Origin of the sequence: Pseudomonas sp. IT-93MI4 (assembly GCF_949767635.1) — a bacterium.
Lineage (GTDB): Bacteria > Pseudomonadota > Gammaproteobacteria > Pseudomonadales > Pseudomonadaceae > Aquipseudomonas > Aquipseudomonas putida_A.
In genome coordinates this window covers 183,680-206,767 of the sequence record NZ_CATKPP010000022.1, presented here as the reverse complement: position 1 = coordinate 206,767, position 23,088 = coordinate 183,680, and the positions used below count along the sequence as shown (strand labels likewise).

The following is a 23,088-nucleotide window of genomic DNA, read 5'->3' as shown; positions in this document are numbered from 1 at the left end:
GTTGTATTCCTCACAGGCCTGCGTGGGCGGCGATGGCGGCGGCGATGGCCAGGGCCAGCTCTTCGGGTTTGCGCTTGATCGAGTAGTTGGTCAGTTCAGGGTGGCTTTCAACGAAGCTGGTATTGAACTGGCCGCTACGGAATTCCGGATTGCGCAGGATTTCCTGGTAGTACGCGGCGGTGGTTTTCACGCCTTGCAGACGCATGTCGTCGAGGGCGCGCAGGCCCCGGTCCATCGCCTCTTCCCAGGTCAACGCCCAGACCACCAGCTTCAGGCACATCGAGTCGTAGAACGGCGGAATGGTGTAGCCGGTGTAGATCGCCGTGTCGGTACGCACGCCGGGGCCGCCGGGGGCGTAGTAGCGGGTGATCTTGCCGAAGCTCGGCAGGAAGTTGTTCTTCGGATCCTCAGCGTTGATGCGGAACTGCAACGCGAAACCACGATGCTGAATGTCTTCCTGCTTCACCGACAGCGGCAGGCCGGAGGCGATGCGGATCTGTTCGCGGACGATATCGATCCCGGTGATTTCTTCGGTGATGGTGTGTTCCACCTGCACCCGGGTGTTCATCTCCATGAAGTACACCTCGCCCTCGGCGAGCAGGAACTCCACGGTGCCGGCATTCTCGTAGCCCACAGCCTTGGCCGCACGCACCGACAGGTCGCCGATGTAGGCGCGCTGTTCCGGGGTCAGTTGCGGGCTCGGGGCAATCTCGATCAGCTTCTGGTTGCGGCGCTGAATCGAGCAGTCACGCTCGAACAGGTGCACCACATTGCCGAAGCTGTCGCCGAGGATCTGCGCTTCGATGTGCTTGGGATTGACGATGCACTTCTCCAGGAACACTTCCGCCGAACCGAAAGCCTTGGTCGCTTCGGAGATGACCCGAGGGAAGTTCTGTTCGAGTTCTTCGCGGCTGTTGCAGCGACGAATGCCGCGCCCGCCACCACCGGAGGTGGCCTTGAGCATCACCGGGTAACCGATGCGGTCGCCCTCGGTCAGGGCTTCTTCGATGCCCGACACGTTGCCTTCGGTGCCCGGGGTGACCGGTACGCCGGCCTTGATCATGCTGCGCCGGGCTTCGGTCTTGTCGCCCATGCGGCGAATGACTTCCGCCGACGGGCCAATGAATTTGATTCCGCGTTCGGCGCAGATGTCTGCCAACTCGGCATTTTCCGAGAGGAAGCCGTAACCGGGGTGCAAGGCATCGCAACCGGTTTCCACCGCCAGGTTCACTAGCTTGCGCGGGTTGAGGTAACCGGCCAGTGGCTCGGCACCGATGCTGTGGGCTTCGTCCGCACGCTTCACATGCAGGGCATGGCGATCGGCGTCGGAAAAAATCGCTACCGAGCGAATGCCCATCTCGGCGCAGGCCCGCACGATTCGTACGGCAATCTCACCACGGTTGGCGATCAGGATCTTTTTTATCACTTGGAAATTCCCTTGAGCCGGTGGCACCACGACCTGCTAGACCCAGGTCGACGCGTGACCAAATGTTTCAATCTGGTCGCGCCCCCACACTAGCCCTCACAAGGGATTAACAAAAATGAATAAAAATTGGGTCAGGCATAAGCAAAGACTTATAGTTAAACCATCAGCCTGCCGTCAGAGCCTATAAAAAATGCGTAAGTCCTTGATGCGTATGACATTACGCCAGTTGCAGATCTTCAACGAAGTGTGTGATTTACGTTCCTACAGCCGCGCAGCCGATGAAATGTCTCTGACACAACCGGCCGTCAGCCTGCAGATTCGTCAGCTGGAAGAGCTGATCGGGCAACCATTATTCGATTATGTCGGCAAAAAACTCTACATGACCGAGGCCGCCGAAGCCCTGCAGCGTGCCAGCCGGGACATCTTCGGCCGCCTGGAAAACCTCGACATGCAGCTGTCGGACATGCAGGGCTCGCTGCAAGGCCAGCTGAAACTGGCAGTGGAATCCAGCGCCAAATACTTCGTGCCGCACCTGTTCGCCGCGTTCAAGCGCCAGCATCCGGAAGTGAATCTGCAACTGACGGTGGTTAACCGTGGCCAGGTAATTCGTCGCCTCTCGGACAACCGCGATGATCTGGTGATCATGTCGATGGTGCCGCAGGACATGGGCCTGGAGTTCCTGCCGTTTCTCAATAATCCGATTGTCGCTGTCGCGCGTCCGGACCATCCGCTGGCACACATGGGGCCGCTGCGCCTGCAGGATCTTGAGCCTTACACACTGCTGATCCGCGAACCCGGTTCGGGCACGCGACTGGCCTGTGAAGAGTATTTCAAGGAGAAACGCGTGCACTTTACCCAGACCCAGGAAGTGGCGTCAGCCGAAGCCCAGCGTGAATGCGTGGTGGCGGGTCTGGGCCTGGCGCTGTTGACGCGCCACGCCCTGAACCTGGAGCTGGCGACCGGCGGCCTGGTCGAGCTGCCGGTCGAAGAGTTGCCGCTGTTTCGCAGCTGGTGCCTGGTGCAAGCCAAGGCCAAACGCCTGTCACCGGTGGCGCACGCCTTCCTGGCGTTTATCCGCAGCGAACGGGTGCAGATCAGCGCGCTGGTTGAACGCTTCGACGGGAAGCTGCGGGCGCTGCCTGCCAGTAGTTGAGTTCGATGTCCTCGGGAAAATCGCTGATTTCGCTTTGAAGCTGACGAAGTTCGAAGCGATCTTCGATCGCGCGACGGAATTCCATGCGGCGCTGGTCTTCCTGCTGACGACGGGTTTTCGCGGCGCTGTTGCGTTCTTCGTAGGGCTGAGCCATTTCGAGTCTCCCAAGGCGAGTACGGGAGTTTCACGATAGGCGGGACGGATGACGGTTTGGCTGCGCGGGGATGACAGTGCGATGAAACTTTTGAAAAGTGCGGTGCTATTGAGGACGCCTTCGCGAGCAGGCTCGCTCCCACAGTGGATCTTCTGTGAGCACAAATTTTGTGTCACACCGAGATCAAATGTGGGAGCGAGCCTGCTCGCGATTAAGGTCGGAACGACCTTAGATGACTTCAGTCGTCCAGGGCTTTCACGGCCTTGGGGGATAGCCGCAAGCTGCGCAGGCTGCGCTTCACGCTCTTCAGGTGGTTGACCAGACTCGGCCCGCGCGCCATGGCCACGCCCATCGCCAGCACGTCGATTACCACCAGATGCGCGATTCGCGAGGTCAGCGGTGTATAGATCTCGGTGTCTTCGTGCACATCGATCGCCAGGTTGACGGTCGACAGCTCAGCCAGCGGTGTCTGGCTCGGGCACAAGGTGATCAGCGAAGCGCCGCTCTCGCGAACGAGGTTGGCGGTGATCAGCAGATCCTTGGAGCGCCCGGACTGGGAAATGCAGATCGCCACGTCGGTCGGCTTCAAGGTCACTGCAGACATCGCCTGCATGTGCGGGTCGGAATACGCCGCCGCCGTCAGCAGCAGACGGAAGAACTTGTGCTGCGCATCCGCCGCCACCGCGCCTGACGCACCAAAGCCATAGAACTCGACACGCTGCGCCTGAGACATCAGCGTCACCGCACGCTGCAATTCCACTGGATCGAGCTTCTCGCGAACCTCCATCAGAGTGTGCAGGGTAGTGTCGAAAATTTTCAGGCTGTAGTCGGCGACCGAGTCGTCCTCATGGATCGCGAACTGACCGAAGCTGGCACCAGCGGCCAGGCTTTGCGCCAGTTTCAGCTTGAGATCCTGAAACCCGGAGCAGCCGATGGCCCGGCAGAAACGCACGATGGTCGGCTCGCTGATACCAACGCTGTGGGCCAGATCGGCCATGGAACTGTGCATCACCGCCGCAGGGTCAAGCAGCACGTGGTCGGCGACCTTGAGCTCCGACTTGCGTAACAGGTGACGTGACTGGGCGATGTGTTGCAGCAGATTCAAGGGGCTGGACTCTTCTTATGGGCAAGGATGTAGCACGCTTGTAGTTATACTACATGAATTGGCTTTTTGCCTGCTCAATGCGTAACTCCATGTCCCCGTATCAGGCGCGATGGAGTGCATGTAGCCCTTAAAGCGGATTTCCCTGTTCGCGTAAAAGCCCAGCCAGACGCTCAGCCTCCACCGGGCGGCTGATCAGATACCCCTGAACTTCGTCGCAGCGCTCAGCACGTAAAAACTCCAGCTGCTCCTGCCGCTCGACACCTTCGGCGACCACTTTCAACGACAGCCCGTGAGCCATGGCAATGATCGCCCGAGTGATCGCCGCATCCTCACTGCCCTGCCCCAGCCCGCGAATGAACGCCTGATCGATCTTCACGTAATCCACCGGAATCCGTTTGAGGTAACTCAGCGACGAATAGCCAGTGCCGAAGTCATCGATCGCCAGCTTCACTCCCAAATCGCGCAGTTGCTGGAAGGTCGCGATGATGTGTTCGACGCTGTCGAGCAGTTGACTCTCGGTGAGCTCCAGTTCGAGGTAGTGCGGCGCCAGCCCGGTTTCCTCCAGCACCTGGCGCACCAGACTGACCAGTTTGCCCTGACGCAGTTGATGCACCGACAGGTTCACCGATACCCGAATCGGCTCCAGCCCTTGCCGCTGCCACTCGCACGCCTGCCAGCAGGCCTGACGCAGCACGAATTCGCCGATCGGGCCGATCAGTCCGGTTTCCTCGGCCAAACCAATGAAGTCCCCCGGTGGCACCCGGCCCATGCTTGGATGATCCCAGCGCACCAGCGCTTCCGCCGCATTCAGGCGCCCGGTTTGCAGGCACAGCTTCGGCTGATAGAACACCTTGAGCTGCTTGTCTTCGATGGCTTTGCGCAGCTGGTTTTCCAGTTGCAGGCGCTCAAGGGTACTGGCCTGCAAGCTGTCGGTGTAGAACTGGAAATTGTTGCCGCCCAGATGCTTGGCGTGTTGCATGGCCATGTTCGATTGACTGACCAGCGCAGAGATTTCCCGGGCGTTGTCCGGCAGCATACTGATGCCCATCGAGGCACTGACCACCAGTTCATGCCCTTCGACCGTCAGCGGCAGACGTAGCTTGCTCGACAGCCGCGTAGCGACCCGCGCCAAGCTCGACAGGTTGCCGTAGGCATCGAACAGCACGGCAAATTCATCACCGGATAGTCGGGCAATGGTGTCGGCCTCCGGCAAGGCGTTGACCAGGCGTCGAGCCATTTTCTGCAACAGCTGATCCGCCACCTCGTGGCCTAGGCTGTCGTTGAGCAATTTGAAGCGATCCAGATTGATGTGCAGCAGCGCCAGACTGCGGCGCCCGCCCTGACGCACGCGCTGATGGGCTTCGTGCAGGCGTTCGCGGAACAGCGAGCGGTTGGCCAGCCCGGTCAGCTCATCGTAGTGCGTCAGGAAGCGCATGCGCTCCTCGGATTCGCGCCGCGCGGAAAGATCGGCGAAGAAGCCGACGATATGGCTGACATTTCCTCGACTGTCGCGCACCGCGTTGAGTTGCAGCCACTGCGGATACAGCTCGCCGTTCTTGCGGGTTTCCACCAGTTCGCCCTGCCAACTGCCGTGCTGCTCTAACGCGTGGCGGATCGAAACGTAATGCCGGCGGGCGTCGCGGCTGCACGGCAGTTCGACGACGTTGCGCCCGAGCATGTCTTCAATGTCATAACCGGTGACGCGGCTGAACGCCTGATTGATCGCGATCAAGGCGTAGTTCGGATCAAGAATGACGATGCCTTCGCTGGCCGCTTCGAACACCGTGGCCGCCAGTCGCTGCTGTTCTTCGAGGCTTTTGCTCGCGCTGATGTCGCGCCGGGTGCCGACCATGCGGATCACCCGCCCACTGTCACTGCGCTCCACGGCGCGACCGCGATCCTCGATCCACACCCAATGACCGTCGCCGTGACGTACGCGGTATTCGATCTGATAGTCCTCGGTGCGCCCTTTCAGGTGTTCGATCAGCGCCTGCTTGAGCCCTGGCACATCCTCCGGGTGCAGGCGTGGCTTGAGGTCGCGCAAGATCGCCGTGACGTACTCCGGCGCGAGGCCGAACAGCTCCTGAATCTGCGTGTGGTGGACTTCGTCGGTTTGCAGGTTCCAGTCCCACAGCCCCAGTTCACTGGCCTTCAACGCCAGGGCCAGACGGGCTTCGCTTTTGCTCAACGCCTGATTGGCCACGTCCAGTTCGCGACTGCGCTGGGCCACGCGATCTTCCAGCTCGATCTGTGCTTCACGCAATTGGCCCTCGGCACAGCGCCGCTGTTCGATCTCCTTGGCCAGCGCCTGATTGAGCTGCTCGCTGCGGTTCTGCGCTTGCTGCAGGTGTTCGATCAAGTGCTGATTCTGAAAGCGTCGCAGCAAGCCGCGATCAATCAGCCGATTGACCTGCCAGGCGACCACGCTTAGCGAACCGAGCAGAATCAACCCGAGCCAGCCCCAACCGCGCGCTTGCTCATCACCGCCCCAGAAAAGGTAACCGATCGCCGGCAGCAGGCACGGCAAGGTAAAGGACAGAAACGCCGGCAGGCTGACGGCGTAGGCAACGCTGGCCGATAACGTCGCGGCACCGATCAGGCCGAACACCCAGGCTTGCTGCATGAAGTTGTCGGCGGGCACCAGGGCGATGCCGGCACCGGCCAGGGTCAGACCGGTCATGGTCGAGCCGAGCAGGAACATGCGAAACCAGATCGGCTGAGCCTGACGGTCCGGGATCGCCGAATCGAACGCCGCGACCTGAATCACCCGCAGTGCCACCAGCGACAACAACCAGACCAGCCAGATGCTGACCACGAAATAGCGCTGCGGGCTCCAGAGCAAAGCGGCGCAGACCAGACCATTGAGTAACATGAACATCGTCGGCAGCAGCGAGCCCTGATACAGCAGGCGCGTGCGTTCGACCGCCATTTCGACGGCGTAATGCTTGCGGATGACCCGGGGTTCCACAGAGGGGCCCGACAGGTCTGAGCTGAGGGTCTTGTGCAATGTTGTTGTTCTTATAAGAGTGAGCATGGGCCCGAAACGTGGACGGAGCATACACAAGCCAACCCCGTTGCCAAACTGCTCCAGATCATAATTTGCCGGAAACTTTCCGCCGTCCGATCACTGGCAAAACCCGCAGAGTGAGGCGGGCCGAAGCCTGTAGCCAGTGACCGACCGGTCGTCATCGGCGGCACTTTCATCGGCTAATGCAAAGCTCGGTTTGCCCGGGCCTGCGGCGCACCCTAGAATGCCCCGATGCGCGATGATCTCTCCCTTCTGCTGAACTCCCTCAACGATGCCCAACGCCAGGCCGTAGCAGCCCCCGTTGGCCGTCAGTTGGTCCTGGCCGGTGCCGGTTCCGGTAAAACCCGAGTGCTGGTGCACCGTATCGCCTGGTTGATCCAGGTCGAAAACGCCTCGCCCCACTCCATTCTGTCGGTGACCTTCACCAACAAGGCCGCTGCCGAGATGCGTCATCGCATCGAGCAGTTGCTGGGTATCAACCCGGCCGGCATGTGGGTCGGCACCTTCCACGGCCTGGCGCACCGCTTGCTGCGGGCGCACTGGCAGGAAGCCGGGTTGAGCCAGACTTTCCAGATTCTCGACAGCGACGACCAGCAGCGGCTGGTCAAGCGGGTGATCCGCGAGCTGGGGCTGGACGAACAACGCTGGCCGGCCCGTCAGGCCCAGTGGTTCATCAACGGGCAGAAAGACGAAGGTCTGCGTCCGCAACACATTCAGGCCAGCGGCGACTTGTACCTGGCGACCATGCGCGGCATTTACGAAGCTTACGAGGCGGCCTGCCAGCGCGCCGGCGTCATCGACTTCTCCGAACTGCTGCTGCGCGCCCTCGACCTGTGGCGCGATCACCCGGGTCTGCTGGCGCACTATCAGAAGCGCTTCCGCCACATCCTCGTCGACGAATTCCAGGACACCAACGCCGTGCAGTACGCCTGGTTGCGCCTGCTCGGCAAGGGCGGCGACAGCCTGATGGTGGTCGGCGACGACGACCAGTCGATCTACGGCTGGCGCGGGGCGAAAATCGAGAACATTCATCAGTACTCGTCCGACTTCCCGGATTCGGTGACCATTCGTCTGGAGCAGAACTACCGCTCCACCGCCGGCATCCTCAAGGCGGCCAACGCCCTGATCGCCAACAACACCGGACGTCTCGGCAAAGAGCTGTGGACCGACGGTGGCGATGGTGAAGCGATCAACCTGTACGCCGCGTTCAACGAACACGACGAAGCACGCTACGTTGTCGAAACCATCGAAAGCGCGCTGAAAACCGGCCTGGCTCGGAGCGATATCGCGATTCTCTACCGCTCCAACGCCCAATCGCGCGTTCTCGAAGAAGCCTTGCTCCGTGAGCGCATTCCGTACCGCATCTATGGCGGCCAGCGCTTCTTCGAGCGCGCGGAAATCAAGAACGCCATGGCTTACCTGCGCTTGCTCGAAGGCCGTGGCAACGACGCCGCGCTGGAGCGGGTGATCAACGTCCCGGCCCGTGGCATTGGCGAGAAAACCGTCGAAGCGATCCGCGACCATGCACGTCACAGCGATGTGTCGATGTGGGAAGCGATGCGCCAACTGGTCGCCAATAAAGGCCTGACCGGTCGCGCTGCCGGCGCGTTGGGTGCGTTTATCGAACTGATCGAGAACCTTGCCGCCAAGTGCATGGAGATGCCGCTGCACTTGATGACGCAGACCGTCATCGAGCAATCGGGGCTGATCGCCTATCACGAAGCGGAAAAAGGCGAGAAAGGCCAGGCCCGGGTGGAAAACCTCGAGGAATTGGTCAGCGCCGCGCGCAACTTCGAAACCACCGAAGAAGACGAAGAGCTGACGCCACTGGCGGCATTCCTCGGCCATGCTTCGCTGGAAGCCGGTGATACCCAGGCCGACGAGCATGAAGACAGCATTCAGCTGATGACCCTGCACAGCGCCAAAGGCCTGGAATTCCCTTACGTGTTCCTGGTGGGCATGGAAGAAGGCCTGTTCCCGCACAAGATGAGCCTGGAAGAACCGGGGCGCCTTGAAGAAGAACGTCGCCTGGCCTACGTCGGCATCACCCGGGCCATGCAGAATCTGGTGATGACCTATGCTGAAACCCGGCGCCTGTACGGCAGCGAAACCTACAACAAGGTCTCGCGTTTCGTCCGTGAAGTGCCGAAGGGGCTGATTCAGGAAGTGCGCCTGTCGAACAGTGTCAGCCGACCGTTCGGCGGCAACCAGTCGATGAGCGGCAGCAACCTGTTCAGCGGTAGCGAGATCCCGGAAACCGGCTTCAGCCTCGGTCAGGCGGTACGACATTCGATCTTCGGCGACGGCGTGATCCTCAACTTCGAAGGTTCCGGCGCGCAGGCGCGGGTGCAGGTGAACTTCAGCGAAGGCAGCAAGTGGCTGATGCTGGGATACGCCAAGCTGGAAGCCATCTGACGCCGGTTTCGCTTTTCTGTGGGAGCGAGCCTGCTCGCGAATGACATCACCGTGGTTGATCTGATAAACCGCAGCGTGGCTTTCGCGAGCAGGCTCGCTCCCACAGGGGTCGGATGATCTAACAAGGATATTTGCATGGGCTCAGGCTTCTTTTCTTCCTGGACATTCTGGGCCCTGCTCTCGGCGACTTTTGCCGCGCTGACGGCGATCTTCGCCAAGATCGGCATCGAAAACGTCAATTCCGACTTCGCTACCCTGCTGCGCACCATCGTGGTCCTGGTCAGCCTGGCCTTGATTTTGTACGCGACGGGCCAATATCAGTCATTGGGATCAATTTCCGCCAAGAGCTACTTGTTCCTGCTGTTATCTGGCCTGGGTACCGGCGCATCGTGGCTGTGTTACTTCCGCGCGCTGAAAGTCGGCCCGGCTTCGCTGGTCGCGCCAGTGGACAAGCTCAGCGTGGTACTGGTGGCGGTGCTCGGCGTGATCCTGCTGGGCGAGAAACTCGACCTGCGCCAATGGGGCGGCATCGGCCTGATCACCGCCGGTGTGGTAATGCTGGCGTTGCGTCGATAAGCAGGTTTCCCGCTGAACCTATCCCATTTTCCTACAGACAAAAGTACATGGCCTTATTGCTTCGATGGAGCTGAACCTAAGCTGTCAGGCAAAAGCCCGAAACACTCTCTCGCTAGCCAGTAACACTTCAGCTGTGCAACATGGCGCGCGTGTCTCCACAAACGGGAATTCCCTTTATGAAACGTTTTCTTAGCATCGCCATGGCGTTGTGCATCGGCCTGACGATGAGCCTCGACGCCAACGCCAAGCGCTTTGGTGGTGGCAAAAGCGCCGGCGCTGCGCCGACGCACCAGACCAGCCAGATGGCTCCTTCTTCCCCAGGCATGGGCGGCGCAGCAGCGACCGCTGGTGCAGCCGGCGCTGCCGGTGCCGCGGCCAAGGCTGGCGGCGCTTCTAAATGGCTCGGCCCTCTGGCCGGTATCGCCGCCGGTGGCCTGCTCGCGTCCATGTTCATGGGCGGCGGCTTCCAGGGCATGCAGATCTTCGACATCCTGATCATGGCCGTGATCGCGTTCGTGATCTTCCGCTTCATCGCCGCGCGTCGACGCAAGCAGCAGGAGCACCTGGCTCCGGCCGGCGCGCCGATGCAGCGTGAAGTGTTCGAGCAGAAGCCTGCCGCCATGGGTTCGATCTTCGGTGGTTCGGCCGCGCCGGTTGCCGCTCGTCCGGTGATCAACGCGCCGGCCTGGTTCAACGAGCAGAACTTCCTTGCCGCCGCGCGCAGCCACTTCCAGTCGCTGCAGCAGCACTGGGACGCCAACGAAATGGACAAGATCGCCGAGTTCGTGACCCCGCAGATGCTCGACTTCCTCAAGCGTGAGCGTGCGGACCTGGGCGACGGCTTCCAGTCGACCTACATCGACAACCTGCAGGTGCAGCTGGACGGCGTGGATGATCGTGCCGACAAGACCATCGCCACCCTGACCTTCAGCGGCGTGTCGAAGACCTCGCGTTTCGACCAGGGCGAAGTGTTCAGCGAAAGCTGGAACATGGAACGTCCGCAGGGCGAAAACCAGCCTTGGCTGGTGGCCGGTATCCGCCAGAACGGCTGATCCCCATCGCGTTACGCATGTGGTAATAAAAACCCCGGCCTCGGCCGGGGTTTTCTATTTCGCAGTTGCATCTATAGCGAGCTACTGTATAAACCGGCCCATATAAACCGCGCCATTCAAGCAAGAGGATCCCGGACGTGGAAGAAATCATCGAACAACTGCGCGAAGCCAACGAACCCGTACCGGTTCCCCTGGAGTTGCCCGACGAAGACCAATTGGTGGAGATCGAAGAAGAACTCTTCATCAACATCCCGTTCGTCTTCAAAGAGTTTCTGCTGACCGTCAGCGACGTGGTGTACGGCAGCCTCGAGCCGGTGACCGTCACCGACCCGCAATCACACACCTACTTGCCGGATGTCGCGGCCAATGCCTGGGACGCTGGCGTACCGCGCGACCTGATCCCGATCTGCCAGGACGGCGACAACTACTACTGCGTCGAAGAAGACGGCACCGTGGTGCTGTGGTCCGGCGAAGAAGAGCTGATCACCGAAGAGTCCTGGGAATCGGTGTGGCACTGGGCGCGGGACGTCTGGCTGGAAAGCTGATTCGCCAGACGCCCGGGTCGGTCAGTGCCCCGACGACTCCTTGTGGTTGTCGAGGGTTTCCAGCAGGGCCACCTGCATCCGCGTGTGCACGCGGATGAACCAGCGCCAGAGCAGCGCCGCCACGGCGGCCGCGACCACGGCGACCAGCACCAGCAACTTGTTGGTCGGCAGGATACTGGCCGACAAGGCTGCCAACAGCAGGAAGATCACCAACAGCGAGAGGATCGGGATCACTTCGGAGATCACCCGACGCACTCGCTGCGTGTGACGCCCGGCCATCTCCGGCTTCACACCCATCTCCGCCAACAGCATCGACAACGCCTTGAGCTTGCGATACGCCGCAATCAGGAACGGCAGCGACAGCAACAGTGCCCCGCCCCAGATCAACGCCTTCTGCCAGCTCGGATCAGCGATCCAGTCCTGCATCCACACCGACAACCGTCCGGCGAAGAACGCGCCGCTGAAGAAGATCGCGATCACCAGCGCCAGATTGACCCCGACCTGCAACAGGATCCGCCGGATCATCGCCGCCAGCATCGCGCCCTCGCCTTGCGGTTGAATGCTGCGCAGCCATTCGCCATACATGCCGAACACCCGGCCCAGACGCTTGGGCACCGCCGCCGAGAGCTTGATCGACAGCGGATCGGCCGCACGGATCAGATACGGCGTCAGCAGCGTGGTGATCACCGACACCGCCACCGCAACGGGATAAAGGAAGTTGCTGGTGACCTGCAGCGTCATCCCGAGCGCGGCGATGATGAAGGAAAATTCGCCAATCTGTGACAGCCCCATCCCGACCCGCAGTGAGGTGCGTCCGTCATTGCCGGCGATAAACGCCCCGAGGCCGCAGGACAACATCTTGCCGAGCACCACCGCCACGGTAATGACTGCAATCGGCCACGCGTATTGCAGCAGGATCATAGGATCGAGCATCAGGCCGATGGCGACGAAGAAGATTGCACTGAACAGGTCGCGAACCGGCTCGATCAGCCGTTCGATCTTCAGCAGCTGCCGCGACTCGGCCATGATCGCGCCGATCAGGAAGGCGCCGAGCACCATGCTGTATTCAAGCTTGACCACCAGCAGGCAGAAACCGAAACACAAACCCAGCACGGTAATCAGCAGCATCTCGTTGCTTTCGAATTTGGCGACATACGCCAGCAGACGCGGTACCAGCAAAATGCCGACCACCAGCGCGACGATCATGAACAGCGACAGTTTGCCGACCGTGGAGAACACTTCGCCGGAGCTGACCGTGCCGCTGACTGCGATGCTCGACAGCAAGGCGATGATGCCAATGCCGAGGATGTCCTCGACGATCAGTACGCCGAAGATCAGTTGCGCAAAGCGCTCGTTCTTCATCTTCAGGTCGTTGAGCGCCTTGACGATGATGGTGGTTGAGGAGATGGCGAGGATTGCGCCGAGGAACAGCGAGTCCATGGTGTTCCAGTCGAACCAGCGGCCGATTTCGTAGCCAATCCAGATCATCAGGACGATTTCAAGGAACGCTGCGATAAACGCCGTGGCCCCGACCTTGAACAACTTGCGCAGACTGAATTCCAGCCCGAGGCAGAACATCAGGAAAATCACCCCCAGCTCGGCGAGGGTCTTGATGGTTTCTTCGTCGTGGATCAGGCCGAACGGCGGTGTGTGCGGGCCGATGATGAAACCGGCGACGATGTAACCGAGCACCACCGGCTGCTTGAAGCGGTGAAACAGCACGGTGACCACACCTGCGACCAACATGATCACTGCCAGGTCCTGAATAAAGCTGATGGCATGCATGGTGTGGGCTCCTTGTATGACGTGACCCGCCGTCAGACATCAGAAAGGTCTGAGCGAGCTGGGTAAAAATCCGCTTTTCGTGTAGGAATTGCCCTTGGGCAGGGCCTTTTGCAGGTTAACACCGCGACTTCCGGCTGGAAGGCGGTGCAATATAAGGAAACAGATCGGTCGCGGCGTGACGGCAGCCAGTCGTCTGGCGTCCCGATAACGGTGCTTTTGAAAAAACCACCAGGCACCCGCAGAGGTGCGTCCAGCCATCCAGCCTTGATCCGTGAGAACGTTATGGAACCCGGAAACGCCCAACTGTCGATGACGGTATTGATGACCCCCGACATGGCCAACTTCTCTGGCAATGTCCACGGCGGTACCCTGCTCAAATACCTCGACGAAGTGGCCTACGCCTGTGCGAGCCGCTATGCCGGCCGCTACGTGGTAACGCTGTCGGTGGATCAGGTGATTTTCCGCGAGCCGATCCATGTCGGCGAACTGGTGACCTTCCTCGCGTCGGTCAACTACACCGGCAACACCTCGATGGAAGTCGGCATCAAAGTGGTGACCGAGAACATCCGCGAGCGCTCGGTGCGCCACACCAACAGCTGCTTCTTCACCATGGTTGCGGTGGATGACCAGCGCAAACCGGCCGCCGTGCCGCCGCTGCAACCGCAGAACAGCGAAGACAAGCGTCGTTATATGCAGGCCCAGCAGCGTCGGCAAATTCGCCAGGAGCTGGAAAAGCGTTATCAGGAGATCAAGGGCGACGCCTGATCAGCCCTTTGGAATGATGTCGCTTTACAGATCGCCTTCGCGAGCAAGCCCGCTCCCACATTGAATCGCAGTCCTCCCATGGGAATGCAGTCGAACGTGGGAGCGGGCTTGCTCGCGAATGGACGTAATGCGGTCTTACAGACTGATCGCCGTCGCCTCGAACTTCACCCGCGGATGCGCAATCCGGTCCTGCGCTCGCACCAGTTGCAGCTCGTAACTGGCACACGCCTGGGTTTCCAGCAGCACCTCATGCACCGCCGCTGCGGTGAACTCAAACGCCGCCACCAGACTGTCGCCGAGCAGTACCCGCGCGAGGAACAGCCCAGACGTCAGATCGCCGACACCCACTGGCTGACGCGGAAACGCCAGCAGCGGACGGCGCAGGTGCCAGCTTTCGTCTGCGGTCACCAACAACATCTCGAAACCGTCCGCCGGCTTGCCCGGATAATCCAGATGCTTGACCAGCACCGCTTTCGGCCCACGTGCCAGCAATGCCCGAGCCATCGCCAGACAATCGAACAGCGACTGCGGCTTGCGCCCGGAGAAGCTGTCCAGCTCCAGTTGGTTCGGGCACATGATGTCCGCCACCGCAGCGGCTTCCTCCAGCAGGAAATCGCTGACTTCGGCCGGCACACTGCAGCCCTTCTCCGGATGGCCCATCACCGGGTCGCACAGGTACAACGCCTTCGGATTGACCGACTTGATGCGCTCGACGCCACTGAGAATCGCCCGGCCCTGCGCCGCGCTGCCCAGATAACCGGAAAGCACGGCGTCGCAGTTGCCCAGCTCGCCAATGGCGGCAATGCCTTCGACCAGTTCGGGGATCTGGTGCGGCGCCAGCACTTCACCGGCCCACTGCCCGTACTGGGTGTGATTGGAAAACTGCACGGTGTTGAGCGGCCAGACATTCACCCCGACCCGCTGCATCGGAAACACGGCGGCGCTGTTGCCGGCGTGGCCGAAGACCACATGGGACTGAATGGCGAGCAGATGAGGCGTACGTTTCATTCGGGTTATTCCGTAAAACGATTGAAATTCAAGCCGCGCAGTATGCGATGAAACACAGCCTGTACGACAGACCGGCGACGCAGTTAAGCTGAGCTTATCTTTTGGAGTTTCCTGTTGATGCTGACCCTCGAAAACATCTTCGTGCTGATGCTGTTCGCCGCTGCCGGCGCATGGTTATGGCACAACCACGGCTTGCGCGAGCGGGCGCTGGAGCGGGTCAAGCAGCATTGCATCAACGTCGGCGTCGAACTGCTGGACGGTAACGTCGCGTTGAAAAAAATCGGTCTGATCAAGGACGCCAGCGGGCGGCGGCGCCTGGCCCGGGTCTATAACTTCGAGTTCACCGTGACCGGTGAAACCCGGCACAACGGCACCATCACCCAGTTCGGCGCGCACAGTGCGCAAATCGAACTGGCGCCCTACCCGGCGCCGTTCGACGATACGCCGCCGGTGGTCGAAGTTACCCGCCCACGGGCCGAAGTGATCGAACTGAGCCAGTGGCGGCAGGAACACAACAAGTGGAAGCCTTGAGCTAACCCGCCTGCACCCGGCATTGCGTCAGGCCTGACTGCAAAGCATCGATACGTTGTGCATCGGCAAAGATCAGCTCTATACGTGAATCCCGTCGCCACTCACTCGGTTGCCAATCCAGTTCGGCGTTATCCACCGCATTGGCCGACACCCAGCCCCCGGCGCTGTGGATAACCAGTTTGGCCCGCCGCCAGTCCAGGCTCTGCAGCCATTGGCTCAGACGTTGCGTATCGAACGTCTGTCCAGGGTGCCAACGCCAGCCGATGCTCCAACCGCCCTCCTGTGCCTGACTCAGGCAGATCGGCGATGCCGGGTCGCTCCAGATCGCCGGAATCGGTCCCGATCCCTCGGGCACAACAAGGTTATCCACCGCAGCCCCCGCTTGCGCAGCCACACCCGGCAGCTCGCTCAACGGCAGTTGCGCCTGCTGCGTCCAGATCATTTTGACTGCCGGCAAACGCTCGACGATGGTCTGCCGTGCAGCCTCATCCAGACTTTCTGCCTTGTTCAGCAACAGCAGGCCGGCGCTGGCCAAAGCCTCCTGCTGAGCGGTCGGCAAGGCTTTCCCGGCGGCCAGCGCTTGGGAATCCAGCACTAACACACAGGGCTGCAGCGCCAGTACACCCAACCACGGCGCCTCGCCTAACTGCTTGAGCAATTGCGCCGGATGGCCCAGTCCGGACGGCTCGATGAACAGTCGATCCGGCCTGGCCTTGCGCAGCAAACGGCCGAGGCCGATTTGAAACGGCGCACCGTTCACGCAACAAAGGCACCCTCCGGCGACTTCGCCCAGTGCGATACCATCGGCGTCGCGGGTCAGCAACGCGGCATCGAGGCCGATCTGACCGAACTCGTTGATCAACACCGCCCAGCGCTCGCCGTCCGGCCGTTGGGCCATGAGCTGGCGAATCAGGCTGGTCTTGCCGGCGCCCAAAGGGCCGGCGATGACATGGGTAGGAATGTTCTGCAACATGACTGGGCGTTTTCTGAGGGGATTGGACATGCGTTGGATGGGATGGTCGTTGCTGTTGACGCTGCTGTCGAGCGAAGCATGGGCCCAGGCTTGCGTGGTGCACAGCCAGGGCGAGCGGCTCGACGTCAAAGTCTGCCAGCAGAACCGCAATATTCCCGAGAAGCTGTTCAGCGACGGCTTCTGCCAACCGACCCTGGCCGGGCAGAAAGTCGAGGTGCAGTACGTCGATCAATGCCCGAGCGGCGCGTTCGGCGTGTGCAGCAACGCGCAAGTCGCCAATATGCCCTATCGCCAGGATATCCACTATTACGGCGTCGCCTCCGACGCGGCGTATTTGCAGCCGTACTGCGAAGGCCAGAGCCAGGGCAAGTGGCTCAAGCCTTGAGCCGTCAGCCGAGCCAATCGAGGGTGAGCAGCAGACGTCGCTCACCCGGCGCCGGTTGCGGGGAGCGATGAATCAAGCCATAGCCTTCATTGCCGTGCCACTTCTCGCCTTTCAATAACGCCACGTCACCGCTCTGCAGTTGCTGGATGTTCGCGATGTCCCGTGGTTCGGCGTTTGCCTGGCCCAATTGCTCGCGATCCATCACGCCTTCCTTGAGCCACTGACTGCCGATCCCGCCGTAGGTTGTAATCAAGCGCACCGGCACATGATCGACATGGAAGCGTGGGCACATGGCTTTGTCCAACACCTGCAGGCGCAAACCGATGCGGCGAGCGCCCAGCAGACAGGCGAAGGCACTCACCAGCCATTGCAGGTCCGCGATGAAGCCCTCGTAGCCTTGCAGATCACGGAACCCGGCGGCCAGTCCTTGCAGATCAGGGTCGGCGTCTTCATTCGGCAATTCGATGCACAGTGATTCCGCCAAAGGCTCGTTGAGCGACAGCAGCAACTCTGCGAAATCGGCGATGTGCAGCGGCAGTTGGCGCTGCCAGACCGCGAGATTGACGTCGTCTTCGAGGATTCGCGTCAGCGTTTTCGGCGTCACCCCCTGATGCTGATGGCGCGCCCGGTTTTGCTGCAGTTTGAGCGCAAGCATCAGGCGGCCTCTTCGTGCCAAGGGCCGAACGGGTCCGGCAGCCTGCGCCAACCATCTGCGCCAATGGCCATTTCTTCATCAGTCAGCAGGCAGGCGTCGAGCTCCGACTTGAGCTGTACGAAGTCGATGTTCTGGCCGATGAATACCAGCTCCTGACGACAATCTCCAACGCTCGGTGTCCAGTTCTCCATGATCGCTGCGGTACTTTCCTGATCCTGCGGCCATTGGTTTTTCGGCACGAAACGCCACCAGCGACCGGCGAAACCATGGCGCATCAAACCACCGGCCTGCGACCAACTGCCCGCGTCGCTGGGTTTGCTGGCGAGCCAGAAGAAGCCTTTGGAGCGCAGCAGTTTGCCGTTCGGCCATGGGCGATCGATGAAGTCGAAAAAGCGCTGCGGATGGAACGGACGGCGTGCGCGGTAGGCTGTCGAGGCGATACCGTATTCCGTGGTTTCCGGCACGTGCTCACCGCGCAATTCCTGCAACCAGCCTGGGGCCTGAGCGGCTTTCTCGAAATCGAAACGCCCGGTGTTGAGGATCTTCTCCAGCTGCACCTCGCCCATCACCATCGGGATGATCTCCGCCTCGGCGTTGAGGCGTTTGAGGATGGCCATCAGCTCTTCGCGCTCCTGGCGGCTGATGAGGTCGATCTTGCTGATCAGCAGTACATCGGCGAACTCGATTTGTTCGATCAGCAGATCAGTGATTGAGCGTTCATCTTCATCACCCAGGGTCTCGCCTCGGGAAGCCAGACTCTCGGCGGCCTGGTAGTCGAGGAGGAAATTCACGCCGTCGACTACCGTCACCATGGTGTCGAGCCGCGCGACGTCAGCCAGGCTCTGGCCCTGTTCATCGCGGAAGGTAAACGTCTCGGCTACCGGCAGTGGTTCGGAAATACCGGTAGATTCGATGAGCAAGTAATCGAATCTTCCTTCGCGGGCGAGTTTGCTGACTTCTTCGAGCAGGTCCTCGCGTAACGTACAGCAGATACAACCGTTGCTCATCTCCACCAGTTTTTCTTCCGCACGGTTAAGGCTGACATCGCGCTGGACTTCGCTGCCATCAATGTTGATTTCGCTCATATCGTTAACGATGACCGCAACGCGCAAACCCTCTCGATTACGTAGTACGTAATTCAAAAGTGTACTTTTTCCGGCGCCGAGAAAGCCCGATAGAACGGTCACGGGAAGTGGAGATGACATTGGATAATCCTCATCAGGTTGTGGCCGATGTGCGTTTTGGCGTGTTTTGGCGTAGCGCACCGCGTTCTTGGGCTTCAAAACAGCGCTTTGGCAGAAGCAGACGCTTGCAATCGGCGAGCTCAGGCTCAATTCAAATTTATGTTATAGTATAACAATATAAATAAGCCAGCCCGCTCTTGCCCGAACCGATAAAGCGCTGGAAGCTGCACGCAAACTGCCCATCGGATACCGAGATGAAAATTGCCCTGAAATGCTCGCTGCTGAGTCTCGTATTGCTGTCGATGGCCAATGCCTGGGGGAAAATTCCCCCGCCCGCCAACTGCACACGCAGCGCCAATCTGCTGGCCTGCATCGATGCGCAGGGCAATACCTACAGCGTAAACACGGTGGGCAGCACGATTTACCTGCGTGGCTTTGAAAAGCACGGCAATCGCTACTGGGCACAGACCAACAGTCGTTTCGGCCAGCTGACGTTCTTCACCGGGCTCACCTCTGACGGCGAAGCCTGGGTTGGCTACACCCGTCGCGTTGGCTGGACGACGATCAATCGCTTTTCCAGCTCTGGCGGCAGCAGCGCCAAGTTCACCTGCAGTCGGATCACCGGCTGCTAAACCTGCGCTTCTTGCTGCTCCTGCTGCCAGGCGATGTAGCTATCTACTGGCGGATTTTTCTGGAAGTAACGCTGCAGCCCTTCGAATAAACCATCCGCCACGGCCTGCTGATGTCGAGGCGTGACCAGGCGCTGGCTGTCACGGGCGTTGGAAATGAAGCCGGTTTCCACCAGAATCGACGGCACGTCCGGCGACTTCAGCACGGCAAACCCTGCCTGCTCCACGCGCTTCTGATGCAGCGTGGTAATGCCCGCCAGACTGCCGAGAACGGTGCTGCCGAGTTGCAAACTGGCGGCAATGGTGGCGTTCATCGACATGTCGAGAATCACGCCGGCGAGCATCGGATCTTTGTCCTTAAGGTTGAGCAGACTGGTCGCGCCCAGCAGATCCGCGCCATTCTCTCGCTGTGCCATGAAGCGTGCAGTTGCTGACGTCGCACCACCTTCAGACAAGCAATATACAGATCCTCCCGACGCGGTAAGACGCGGCGCCGCATCGGCGTGCACCGAAATAAACATGTCGGCCTTGTGCTGACGTGCGATGTCCACACGCTTGCGCAGCGGCACGAAGAAGTCGTCATTGCGCACCAGTTTTACGTCGAAGCCTTTCTCCCTTTTCAGGCGTTTGGCGAGCAACTGAGCGATGGCAAGAACCACATCTTTTTCCCGCTCACCCTTGGCGCCGACTGCACCTGGATCTTTCCCTCCGTGCCCAGGATCAACGACAACGATGATGTCGCGCTTGGGGTGAGTCTGAGGTGTTTCACGTGGAACCATTGCCAGACTGGATGCCTGTTTGGCGTTTACCAGATCCAGCACCAAGCGGTGTCCTTGACCATCTTGAGGCGCCAAAAGGAAGCTGTTCAATAGCACCGGATGGTGCAGGTCGAGAACGATCCGTGTATCACCTTGACCAAAGTGCCCTGTTCGAATCGAACGAATCGCAGTATTGGCAAGCTTCAATTGACTGAGATCGCTACTCAAACTCGCCCCGGAAAGGTCGATGATCAAGCGTTCTGGAGCGCTCAGCGAAAAGGTTTTGTAGCGCATAGGACCGCTAAGGTCGAATACCAATCTGAGCTTGTCATCCGAACGCCAGAGGCGTGCATTGCGAATTTGCGTAGCCGAAACGGTGAAGGGAAAAGCCAAGGCCGTGCTGGCCAGAAGCAGGTTGAGCAGATGACGTCGGTACATATGAAGGCCTGTTCATGAAAAAGGCATCGTGATTTGAATTGTTATAATGTAACATCTAATTCAATCAACACGACGGTTCCGAACATGAATTCGCTGACACTTCCGGATATTGCGACTCAAGCCGCTCGGCAGGCGTTACCGCTTGATTGGGTGGGAATGTGCGGCATTGCTCTGCCAGTTTTATTGCAAGGCCAACGTCTGAGCGCAAAAGTAGATGCAGGCGTGAGTCTCGATGATGGCGAAGCGCGCGGCATTCACATGTCGCGGCTATACCTCGCACTGGCGGCACTTGAGCGGCAGGACCTATCACCCTCCTTATTACGGCAGGTTCTCGAGGAATTTCTGGTCAGCCACGATGGTTTATCCAACAGCGCCTACCTGAAAATCCACTGCGAAGTGCTGCTGAAAAGGCCTGCGTTAGTCAGCCCTATAGCGGGTTGGAAGAGCTACCCAGTGAGCATTTCAGCGAGTCTGAAAAACCAAGTGTTCCACGTGGAACTGAAAATCGAGGTGCCCTACTCCTCAACTTGCCCCTGCTCAGCAGCGCTGGCGCGACAGTTGATTCAGCAGCAATTCATCGATGATTTCGCCAACAAGCCACTGCAACATGCCGAAGTGTTGGCTTGGCTAGGATCAAGCCAAGGCATTGTCGCCACCCCGCACAGCCAACGCAGCACCGCGCAATTGCATATGTATCTCGACGAGTTCATCGACGAGCTTCCCCTGAGTGTGATCATCAATGACGCCGAAGCGGCGCTCGGCACCGCCGTGCAAACCGCCGTGAAACGCGCCGACGAGCAAGCCTTCGCGTTGGCCAATGGACAGAACCTGATGTTCTGCGAAGACGCCGCGCGACGACTTAATCTGGCTCTGCGCCGCTCCCCCGGCGTCAGCGGATTCCACCTGCGAGTGATCCACGCCGAAAGCCTGCACGCCCACGACGCGGTCGCCGAAAGCCACTGGCATCGAGAACTCCAATGATCCGTTGCCACACCCTGAGTTGGGGCGCACCCGGCCAACCACTGACTTCGCCACTGACCCTCTCGCTGGAACACGGCAGCCTCGGCGCCATCATCGGCGCCAACGGCTGCGGTAAGAGCAGCCTGTTGAAAGTCATCGCCGGATTGCAGAAGCCGTTATCGGGAAAGGTCGCACTGGGTGTTCCACGTCAGGGCGGTTTTGCGTTCCTGCCGCAACAGCAACACCTCGACCGGCAGTTCCCCATCAGCCTCGAAGAACTGGTAGCCGCGGGTTTCTGGGGGCGTCGATTGTCGACGCAACTGCGCGCACAACGACTCGTCAACGCCCTGGAAAATTGGCACTTGAGCGGATTGGAAAAGCGCCCGCTGATGGCTCTTTCCGGTGGCGAGTTGCAACGTGCCCTGCTCGCCCGTTTGAGTCTAACCGACGCCCCATTGCTACTCCTCGACGAACCCCACGCAGCACTCGATGAACTGGGCCAGCAGTTACTCTGGCAACACATCCATGCCTGGCACTCCGAAGGACGAACACTGCTGATGGTCTGCCATGACCTCGCCGCCGTCCGCCAACACATCCCGCAGACACTGCTGATCAAAAACCGCGAATGCCTGTTCGGACCCAGTGCCGAACTGATCCAGCAAACACCCAATATGCAGGTGGCCTGATGCTCACCGTCGCCCACCTCTGGCAACCGTTCAGCGAGTTCGTGTTCATGCGCCGAGCGCTGCTCGGCGGACTGGTATTGGCCTGCAGCACAGCGCCACTTGGCGTGTTTCTGATCCTGCGGCGCATGAGCCTGATCGGTGACGCCGTTGCCCACGGTATCCTTCCCGGCGCGGCATTGGGCTTCTGGCTCGCCGGTCTGAGTCTGCCCGCGTTGACCTTCGGTGGTCTGGGCGCCGGCCTGGGCATGGCCGGTCTCGCCGCCTGGATTACCCGTCGCACCGGCCTGCGCGAAGACGCCAGCCTCGCCGCGATCTACCCGATCTCGCTCGCCAGTAGCGTGCTGATTCTTGGCATCGCCGGCAAGCGCCTCGACTTGCTGCACTTGCTGTTCGGCTCAGCGCTCGCCGTCGACGGTCCGACCCTCAATGGAATGTTGTGGGTGTCGGGACTGAGTCTGGTCGCCATGGCCTTGATCTACAAACCGCTGCTGCTCGATACCCTCGATCCTCTATTCCTGCAAACCGTCAGCCGTCTCGGTCCACTCGCCCACGGCGTGTTCCTGACCTTGGTGGTGCTCAATCTGGTGATCGGTTTCCAGGCCATCGGCGCCTTGATGGTGGTCGGCCTGATGATGCTGCCCGCCGCCGCATCACGGTTCTGGACTCGTCGCCTGCCGAGCCTGATTGCCATCTCGGCGCTTATCGGCTGCCTCTCGGTGTGGTGCGGATTGTTGATCTCGTTCTACTACTCGCTGCCGAGCGGTCCGGCGATCGTGCTGGTCGCGGGTATCGGTTATCTGCTGTCCGTGGTGTTCGGGCCGGTGCACGGCTTGTTGCGCCGCCCGCCTTTGCTCACATCCCAATGAGGTGTTTCCCG

Annotated in this window: 22 protein-coding genes; 12 read left to right on the top strand and 10 right to left on the bottom strand. The window is 60.3% G+C overall.

Annotated elements, in window-relative coordinates:
* Positions 1-10: 10 nt before the first annotated feature.
* Positions 11-1,426: an acetyl-CoA carboxylase biotin carboxylase subunit gene (locus tag ACM6I7_RS12755; protein WP_027610345.1), complete on the bottom strand. Its 1,416-nt coding sequence runs from the start codon at positions 1,424-1,426 to the stop codon at positions 11-13.
* 190 nt (positions 1,427-1,616) lie between these two features.
* Between ACM6I7_RS12755 and ACM6I7_RS12750 the strand changes: the two genes are divergently transcribed.
* The gene (locus tag ACM6I7_RS12750; RefSeq protein WP_027610344.1) at positions 1,617-2,579 is read left to right on the top strand and encodes a LysR family transcriptional regulator; all 963 of its coding nucleotides are present in this window, start codon (positions 1,617-1,619) and stop codon (positions 2,577-2,579) included.
* Here the strand turns inward: ACM6I7_RS12750 and ACM6I7_RS12745 are convergent.
* The 3 genes from ACM6I7_RS12745 to ACM6I7_RS12735 all read right to left on the bottom strand — a co-directional run bounded on the left by ACM6I7_RS12745 (position 2,521) and on the right by ACM6I7_RS12735 (position 6,896).
* Positions 2,521-2,733: a PA3496 family putative envelope integrity protein gene (locus tag ACM6I7_RS12745; RefSeq protein ID WP_027610343.1), complete on the bottom strand. Its 213-nt coding sequence runs from the start codon at positions 2,731-2,733 to the stop codon at positions 2,521-2,523. The genes ACM6I7_RS12750 and ACM6I7_RS12745 overlap by 59 nt on opposite strands.
* 238 nt (positions 2,734-2,971) lie before the next feature.
* A complete protein-coding gene (hexR, locus tag ACM6I7_RS12740; protein WP_007962240.1) occupies positions 2,972-3,838 on the bottom strand; it encodes a transcriptional regulator HexR in 867 nt (288 codons plus the stop codon).
* A gap of 127 nt (positions 3,839-3,965) precedes the next feature.
* Positions 3,966-6,896, bottom strand: coding sequence for a GGDEF domain-containing phosphodiesterase (locus ACM6I7_RS12735; RefSeq protein WP_190953459.1), 2,931 nt, complete (start codon positions 6,894-6,896; stop codon positions 3,966-3,968).
* A gap of 201 nt (positions 6,897-7,097) precedes the next feature.
* Here ACM6I7_RS12735 and uvrD point away from each other — a divergent pair, with 201 nt between their 5' ends.
* The 4 genes from uvrD (at position 7,098) to ACM6I7_RS12715 (ending at position 11,454) form a co-directional block, all read left to right on the top strand.
* On the top strand, positions 7,098-9,281 hold the full coding sequence (gene uvrD, locus ACM6I7_RS12730; protein WP_095137765.1) for a DNA helicase II: 2,184 nt from the start codon (positions 7,098-7,100) through the stop codon (positions 9,279-9,281).
* A gap of 135 nt (positions 9,282-9,416) precedes the next feature.
* The gene (locus ACM6I7_RS12725) at positions 9,417-9,857 is read left to right on the top strand and encodes an EamA family transporter (RefSeq protein ID WP_027610340.1); all 441 of its coding nucleotides are present in this window, start codon (positions 9,417-9,419) and stop codon (positions 9,855-9,857) included.
* Positions 9,858-10,033: 176 nt separating this feature from the next.
* Complete coding sequence (locus ACM6I7_RS12720; protein WP_007962237.1) at positions 10,034-10,909, top strand: Tim44 domain-containing protein; 876 nt, start codon at positions 10,034-10,036, stop codon at positions 10,907-10,909.
* Between the two features lie 137 nt (positions 10,910-11,046).
* The gene (locus ACM6I7_RS12715; RefSeq protein WP_024164487.1) at positions 11,047-11,454 is read left to right on the top strand and encodes an SMI1/KNR4 family protein; all 408 of its coding nucleotides are present in this window, start codon (positions 11,047-11,049) and stop codon (positions 11,452-11,454) included.
* Between the two features lie 21 nt (positions 11,455-11,475).
* Here ACM6I7_RS12715 and ACM6I7_RS12710 read toward each other — a convergent pair whose 3' ends face one another.
* On the bottom strand, positions 11,476-13,239 hold the full coding sequence (locus ACM6I7_RS12710) for a cation:proton antiporter (RefSeq protein WP_007960872.1): 1,764 nt from the start codon (positions 13,237-13,239) through the stop codon (positions 11,476-11,478).
* 282 nt (positions 13,240-13,521) lie between these two features.
* On the opposite strand from ACM6I7_RS12710, the gene ACM6I7_RS12705 reads away from it, so the two are divergent.
* Positions 13,522-14,004: an acyl-CoA thioesterase gene (locus tag ACM6I7_RS12705; RefSeq protein ID WP_003229693.1), complete on the top strand. Its 483-nt coding sequence runs from the start codon at positions 13,522-13,524 to the stop codon at positions 14,002-14,004.
* 135 nt (positions 14,005-14,139) lie between these two features.
* Here the strand turns inward: ACM6I7_RS12705 and pdxY are convergent, their stop codons facing one another.
* Complete coding sequence (gene pdxY, locus ACM6I7_RS12700) at positions 14,140-15,012, bottom strand: pyridoxal kinase PdxY (protein ID WP_027610337.1); 873 nt, start codon at positions 15,010-15,012, stop codon at positions 14,140-14,142.
* A 117-nt stretch (positions 15,013-15,129) separates the two neighbouring features.
* On the opposite strand from pdxY, the gene ACM6I7_RS12695 reads away from it, so the two are divergent.
* Entirely contained in the window at positions 15,130-15,543 is a 414-nt protein-coding gene (locus ACM6I7_RS12695) for a DUF3301 domain-containing protein (RefSeq protein WP_025112628.1), read from the top strand.
* Between the two features lies 1 nt (position 15,544).
* On the opposite strand, the gene ACM6I7_RS12690 is transcribed toward ACM6I7_RS12695, so the two are convergent.
* Complete coding sequence (locus tag ACM6I7_RS12690; protein WP_414888682.1) at positions 15,545-16,516, bottom strand: CobW family GTP-binding protein; 972 nt, start codon at positions 16,514-16,516, stop codon at positions 15,545-15,547.
* Positions 16,517-16,544: 28 nt separating this feature from the next.
* On the opposite strand from ACM6I7_RS12690, the gene ACM6I7_RS12685 reads away from it, so the two are divergent.
* Positions 16,545-16,901: a hypothetical protein gene (locus ACM6I7_RS12685; RefSeq protein WP_027610335.1), complete on the top strand. Its 357-nt coding sequence runs from the start codon at positions 16,545-16,547 to the stop codon at positions 16,899-16,901.
* Between the two features lie 4 nt (positions 16,902-16,905).
* Here the strand turns inward: ACM6I7_RS12685 and ACM6I7_RS12680 are convergent, their stop codons facing one another.
* Both ACM6I7_RS12680 and zigA read right to left on the bottom strand, forming a co-directional pair.
* Positions 16,906-17,556 carry a DUF1826 domain-containing protein gene (locus tag ACM6I7_RS12680; RefSeq protein ID WP_027610334.1) on the bottom strand — a complete coding sequence of 217 codons (651 nt, stop codon included), beginning with the start codon at positions 17,554-17,556 and terminating at the stop codon, positions 16,906-16,908.
* The gene (zigA, locus tag ACM6I7_RS12675) at positions 17,556-18,761 is read right to left on the bottom strand and encodes a zinc metallochaperone GTPase ZigA (RefSeq protein ID WP_096795433.1); all 1,206 of its coding nucleotides are present in this window, start codon (positions 18,759-18,761) and stop codon (positions 17,556-17,558) included. Before zigA ends, ACM6I7_RS12680 begins: the two co-directional genes overlap by 1 nt.
* Before the next feature lie 233 nt (positions 18,762-18,994).
* Between zigA and ACM6I7_RS12670 the strand changes: the two genes are divergently transcribed.
* A complete protein-coding gene (locus ACM6I7_RS12670) occupies positions 18,995-19,372 on the top strand; it encodes a glutamine synthetase (RefSeq protein ID WP_103369760.1) in 378 nt (125 codons plus the stop codon).
* On the opposite strand, the gene ACM6I7_RS12665 is transcribed toward ACM6I7_RS12670, so the two are convergent.
* Positions 19,369-20,565: an N-acetylmuramoyl-L-alanine amidase gene (locus ACM6I7_RS12665; protein WP_414888681.1), complete on the bottom strand. Its 1,197-nt coding sequence runs from the start codon at positions 20,563-20,565 to the stop codon at positions 19,369-19,371. The two genes, ACM6I7_RS12670 and ACM6I7_RS12665, sit on opposite strands and share 4 nt — an antisense overlap.
* 84 nt (positions 20,566-20,649) lie before the next feature.
* Here ACM6I7_RS12665 and folE2 point away from each other — a divergent pair, with 84 nt between their 5' ends.
* Genes folE2 through ACM6I7_RS12650 form a run of 3 tightly spaced genes read left to right on the top strand, consistent with a single transcriptional unit; the run spans position 20,650 to position 23,077 of the window.
* Complete coding sequence (gene folE2, locus ACM6I7_RS12660; protein WP_097090257.1) at positions 20,650-21,546, top strand: GTP cyclohydrolase FolE2; 897 nt, start codon at positions 20,650-20,652, stop codon at positions 21,544-21,546.
* Positions 21,543-22,211, top strand: a complete 669-nt coding sequence (locus ACM6I7_RS12655; protein WP_285373456.1) for a metal ABC transporter ATP-binding protein — start codon at positions 21,543-21,545, stop codon at positions 22,209-22,211. Before folE2 ends, ACM6I7_RS12655 begins: the two co-directional genes overlap by 4 nt.
* Positions 22,211-23,077 carry a metal ABC transporter permease gene (locus tag ACM6I7_RS12650; RefSeq protein ID WP_414888680.1) on the top strand — a complete coding sequence of 289 codons (867 nt, stop codon included), beginning with the start codon at positions 22,211-22,213 and terminating at the stop codon, positions 23,075-23,077. The genes ACM6I7_RS12655 and ACM6I7_RS12650 overlap by 1 nt, the downstream gene beginning before the upstream one ends.
* The last annotated feature ends 11 nt before the right edge of the window (positions 23,078-23,088 follow it).

Bases quoted from the DNA above. Each gene is read 5' to 3' on its own strand.
- ACM6I7_RS12705 (WP_003229693.1), top strand. From the start codon at position 13,522: ATGGAACCCGGAAACGCCCAACTGTCGATGACGGTATTGATGACCCCC.
- ACM6I7_RS12665 (WP_414888681.1), bottom strand. From the start codon at position 20,565: ATGTACCGACGTCATCTGCTCAACCTGCTTCTGGCCAGCACGGCCTTG.
- ACM6I7_RS12655 (WP_285373456.1), top strand. From the start codon at position 21,543: ATGATCCGTTGCCACACCCTGAGTTGGGGCGCACCCGGCCAACCACTG.
- ACM6I7_RS12750 (WP_027610344.1), top strand. From the start codon at position 1,617: ATGCGTAAGTCCTTGATGCGTATGACATTACGCCAGTTGCAGATCTTC.
- ACM6I7_RS12735 (WP_190953459.1), bottom strand. From the start codon at position 6,896: ATGCTCCGTCCACGTTTCGGGCCCATGCTCACTCTTATAAGAACAACA.
- folE2 (WP_097090257.1), top strand. From the start codon at position 20,650: ATGAATTCGCTGACACTTCCGGATATTGCGACTCAAGCCGCTCGGCAG.
- ACM6I7_RS12710 (WP_007960872.1), bottom strand. From the start codon at position 13,239: ATGCATGCCATCAGCTTTATTCAGGACCTGGCAGTGATCATGTTGGTC.
- ACM6I7_RS12695 (WP_025112628.1), top strand. From the start codon at position 15,130: ATGCTGACCCTCGAAAACATCTTCGTGCTGATGCTGTTCGCCGCTGCC.
- pdxY (WP_027610337.1), bottom strand. From the start codon at position 15,012: ATGAAACGTACGCCTCATCTGCTCGCCATTCAGTCCCATGTGGTCTTC.
- ACM6I7_RS12725 (WP_027610340.1), top strand. From the start codon at position 9,417: ATGGGCTCAGGCTTCTTTTCTTCCTGGACATTCTGGGCCCTGCTCTCG.
- ACM6I7_RS12720 (WP_007962237.1), top strand. From the start codon at position 10,034: ATGAAACGTTTTCTTAGCATCGCCATGGCGTTGTGCATCGGCCTGACG.
- uvrD (WP_095137765.1), top strand. From the start codon at position 7,098: ATGCGCGATGATCTCTCCCTTCTGCTGAACTCCCTCAACGATGCCCAA.
- ACM6I7_RS12670 (WP_103369760.1), top strand. From the start codon at position 18,995: ATGAAAATTGCCCTGAAATGCTCGCTGCTGAGTCTCGTATTGCTGTCG.
- ACM6I7_RS12685 (WP_027610335.1), top strand. From the start codon at position 16,545: ATGCGTTGGATGGGATGGTCGTTGCTGTTGACGCTGCTGTCGAGCGAA.
- ACM6I7_RS12745 (WP_027610343.1), bottom strand. From the start codon at position 2,733: ATGGCTCAGCCCTACGAAGAACGCAACAGCGCCGCGAAAACCCGTCGT.
- ACM6I7_RS12680 (WP_027610334.1), bottom strand. From the start codon at position 17,556: ATGCTTGCGCTCAAACTGCAGCAAAACCGGGCGCGCCATCAGCATCAG.
- ACM6I7_RS12690 (WP_414888682.1), bottom strand. From the start codon at position 16,516: ATGTTGCAGAACATTCCTACCCATGTCATCGCCGGCCCTTTGGGCGCC.
- zigA (WP_096795433.1), bottom strand. From the start codon at position 18,761: ATGTCATCTCCACTTCCCGTGACCGTTCTATCGGGCTTTCTCGGCGCC.
- ACM6I7_RS12650 (WP_414888680.1), top strand. From the start codon at position 22,211: ATGCTCACCGTCGCCCACCTCTGGCAACCGTTCAGCGAGTTCGTGTTC.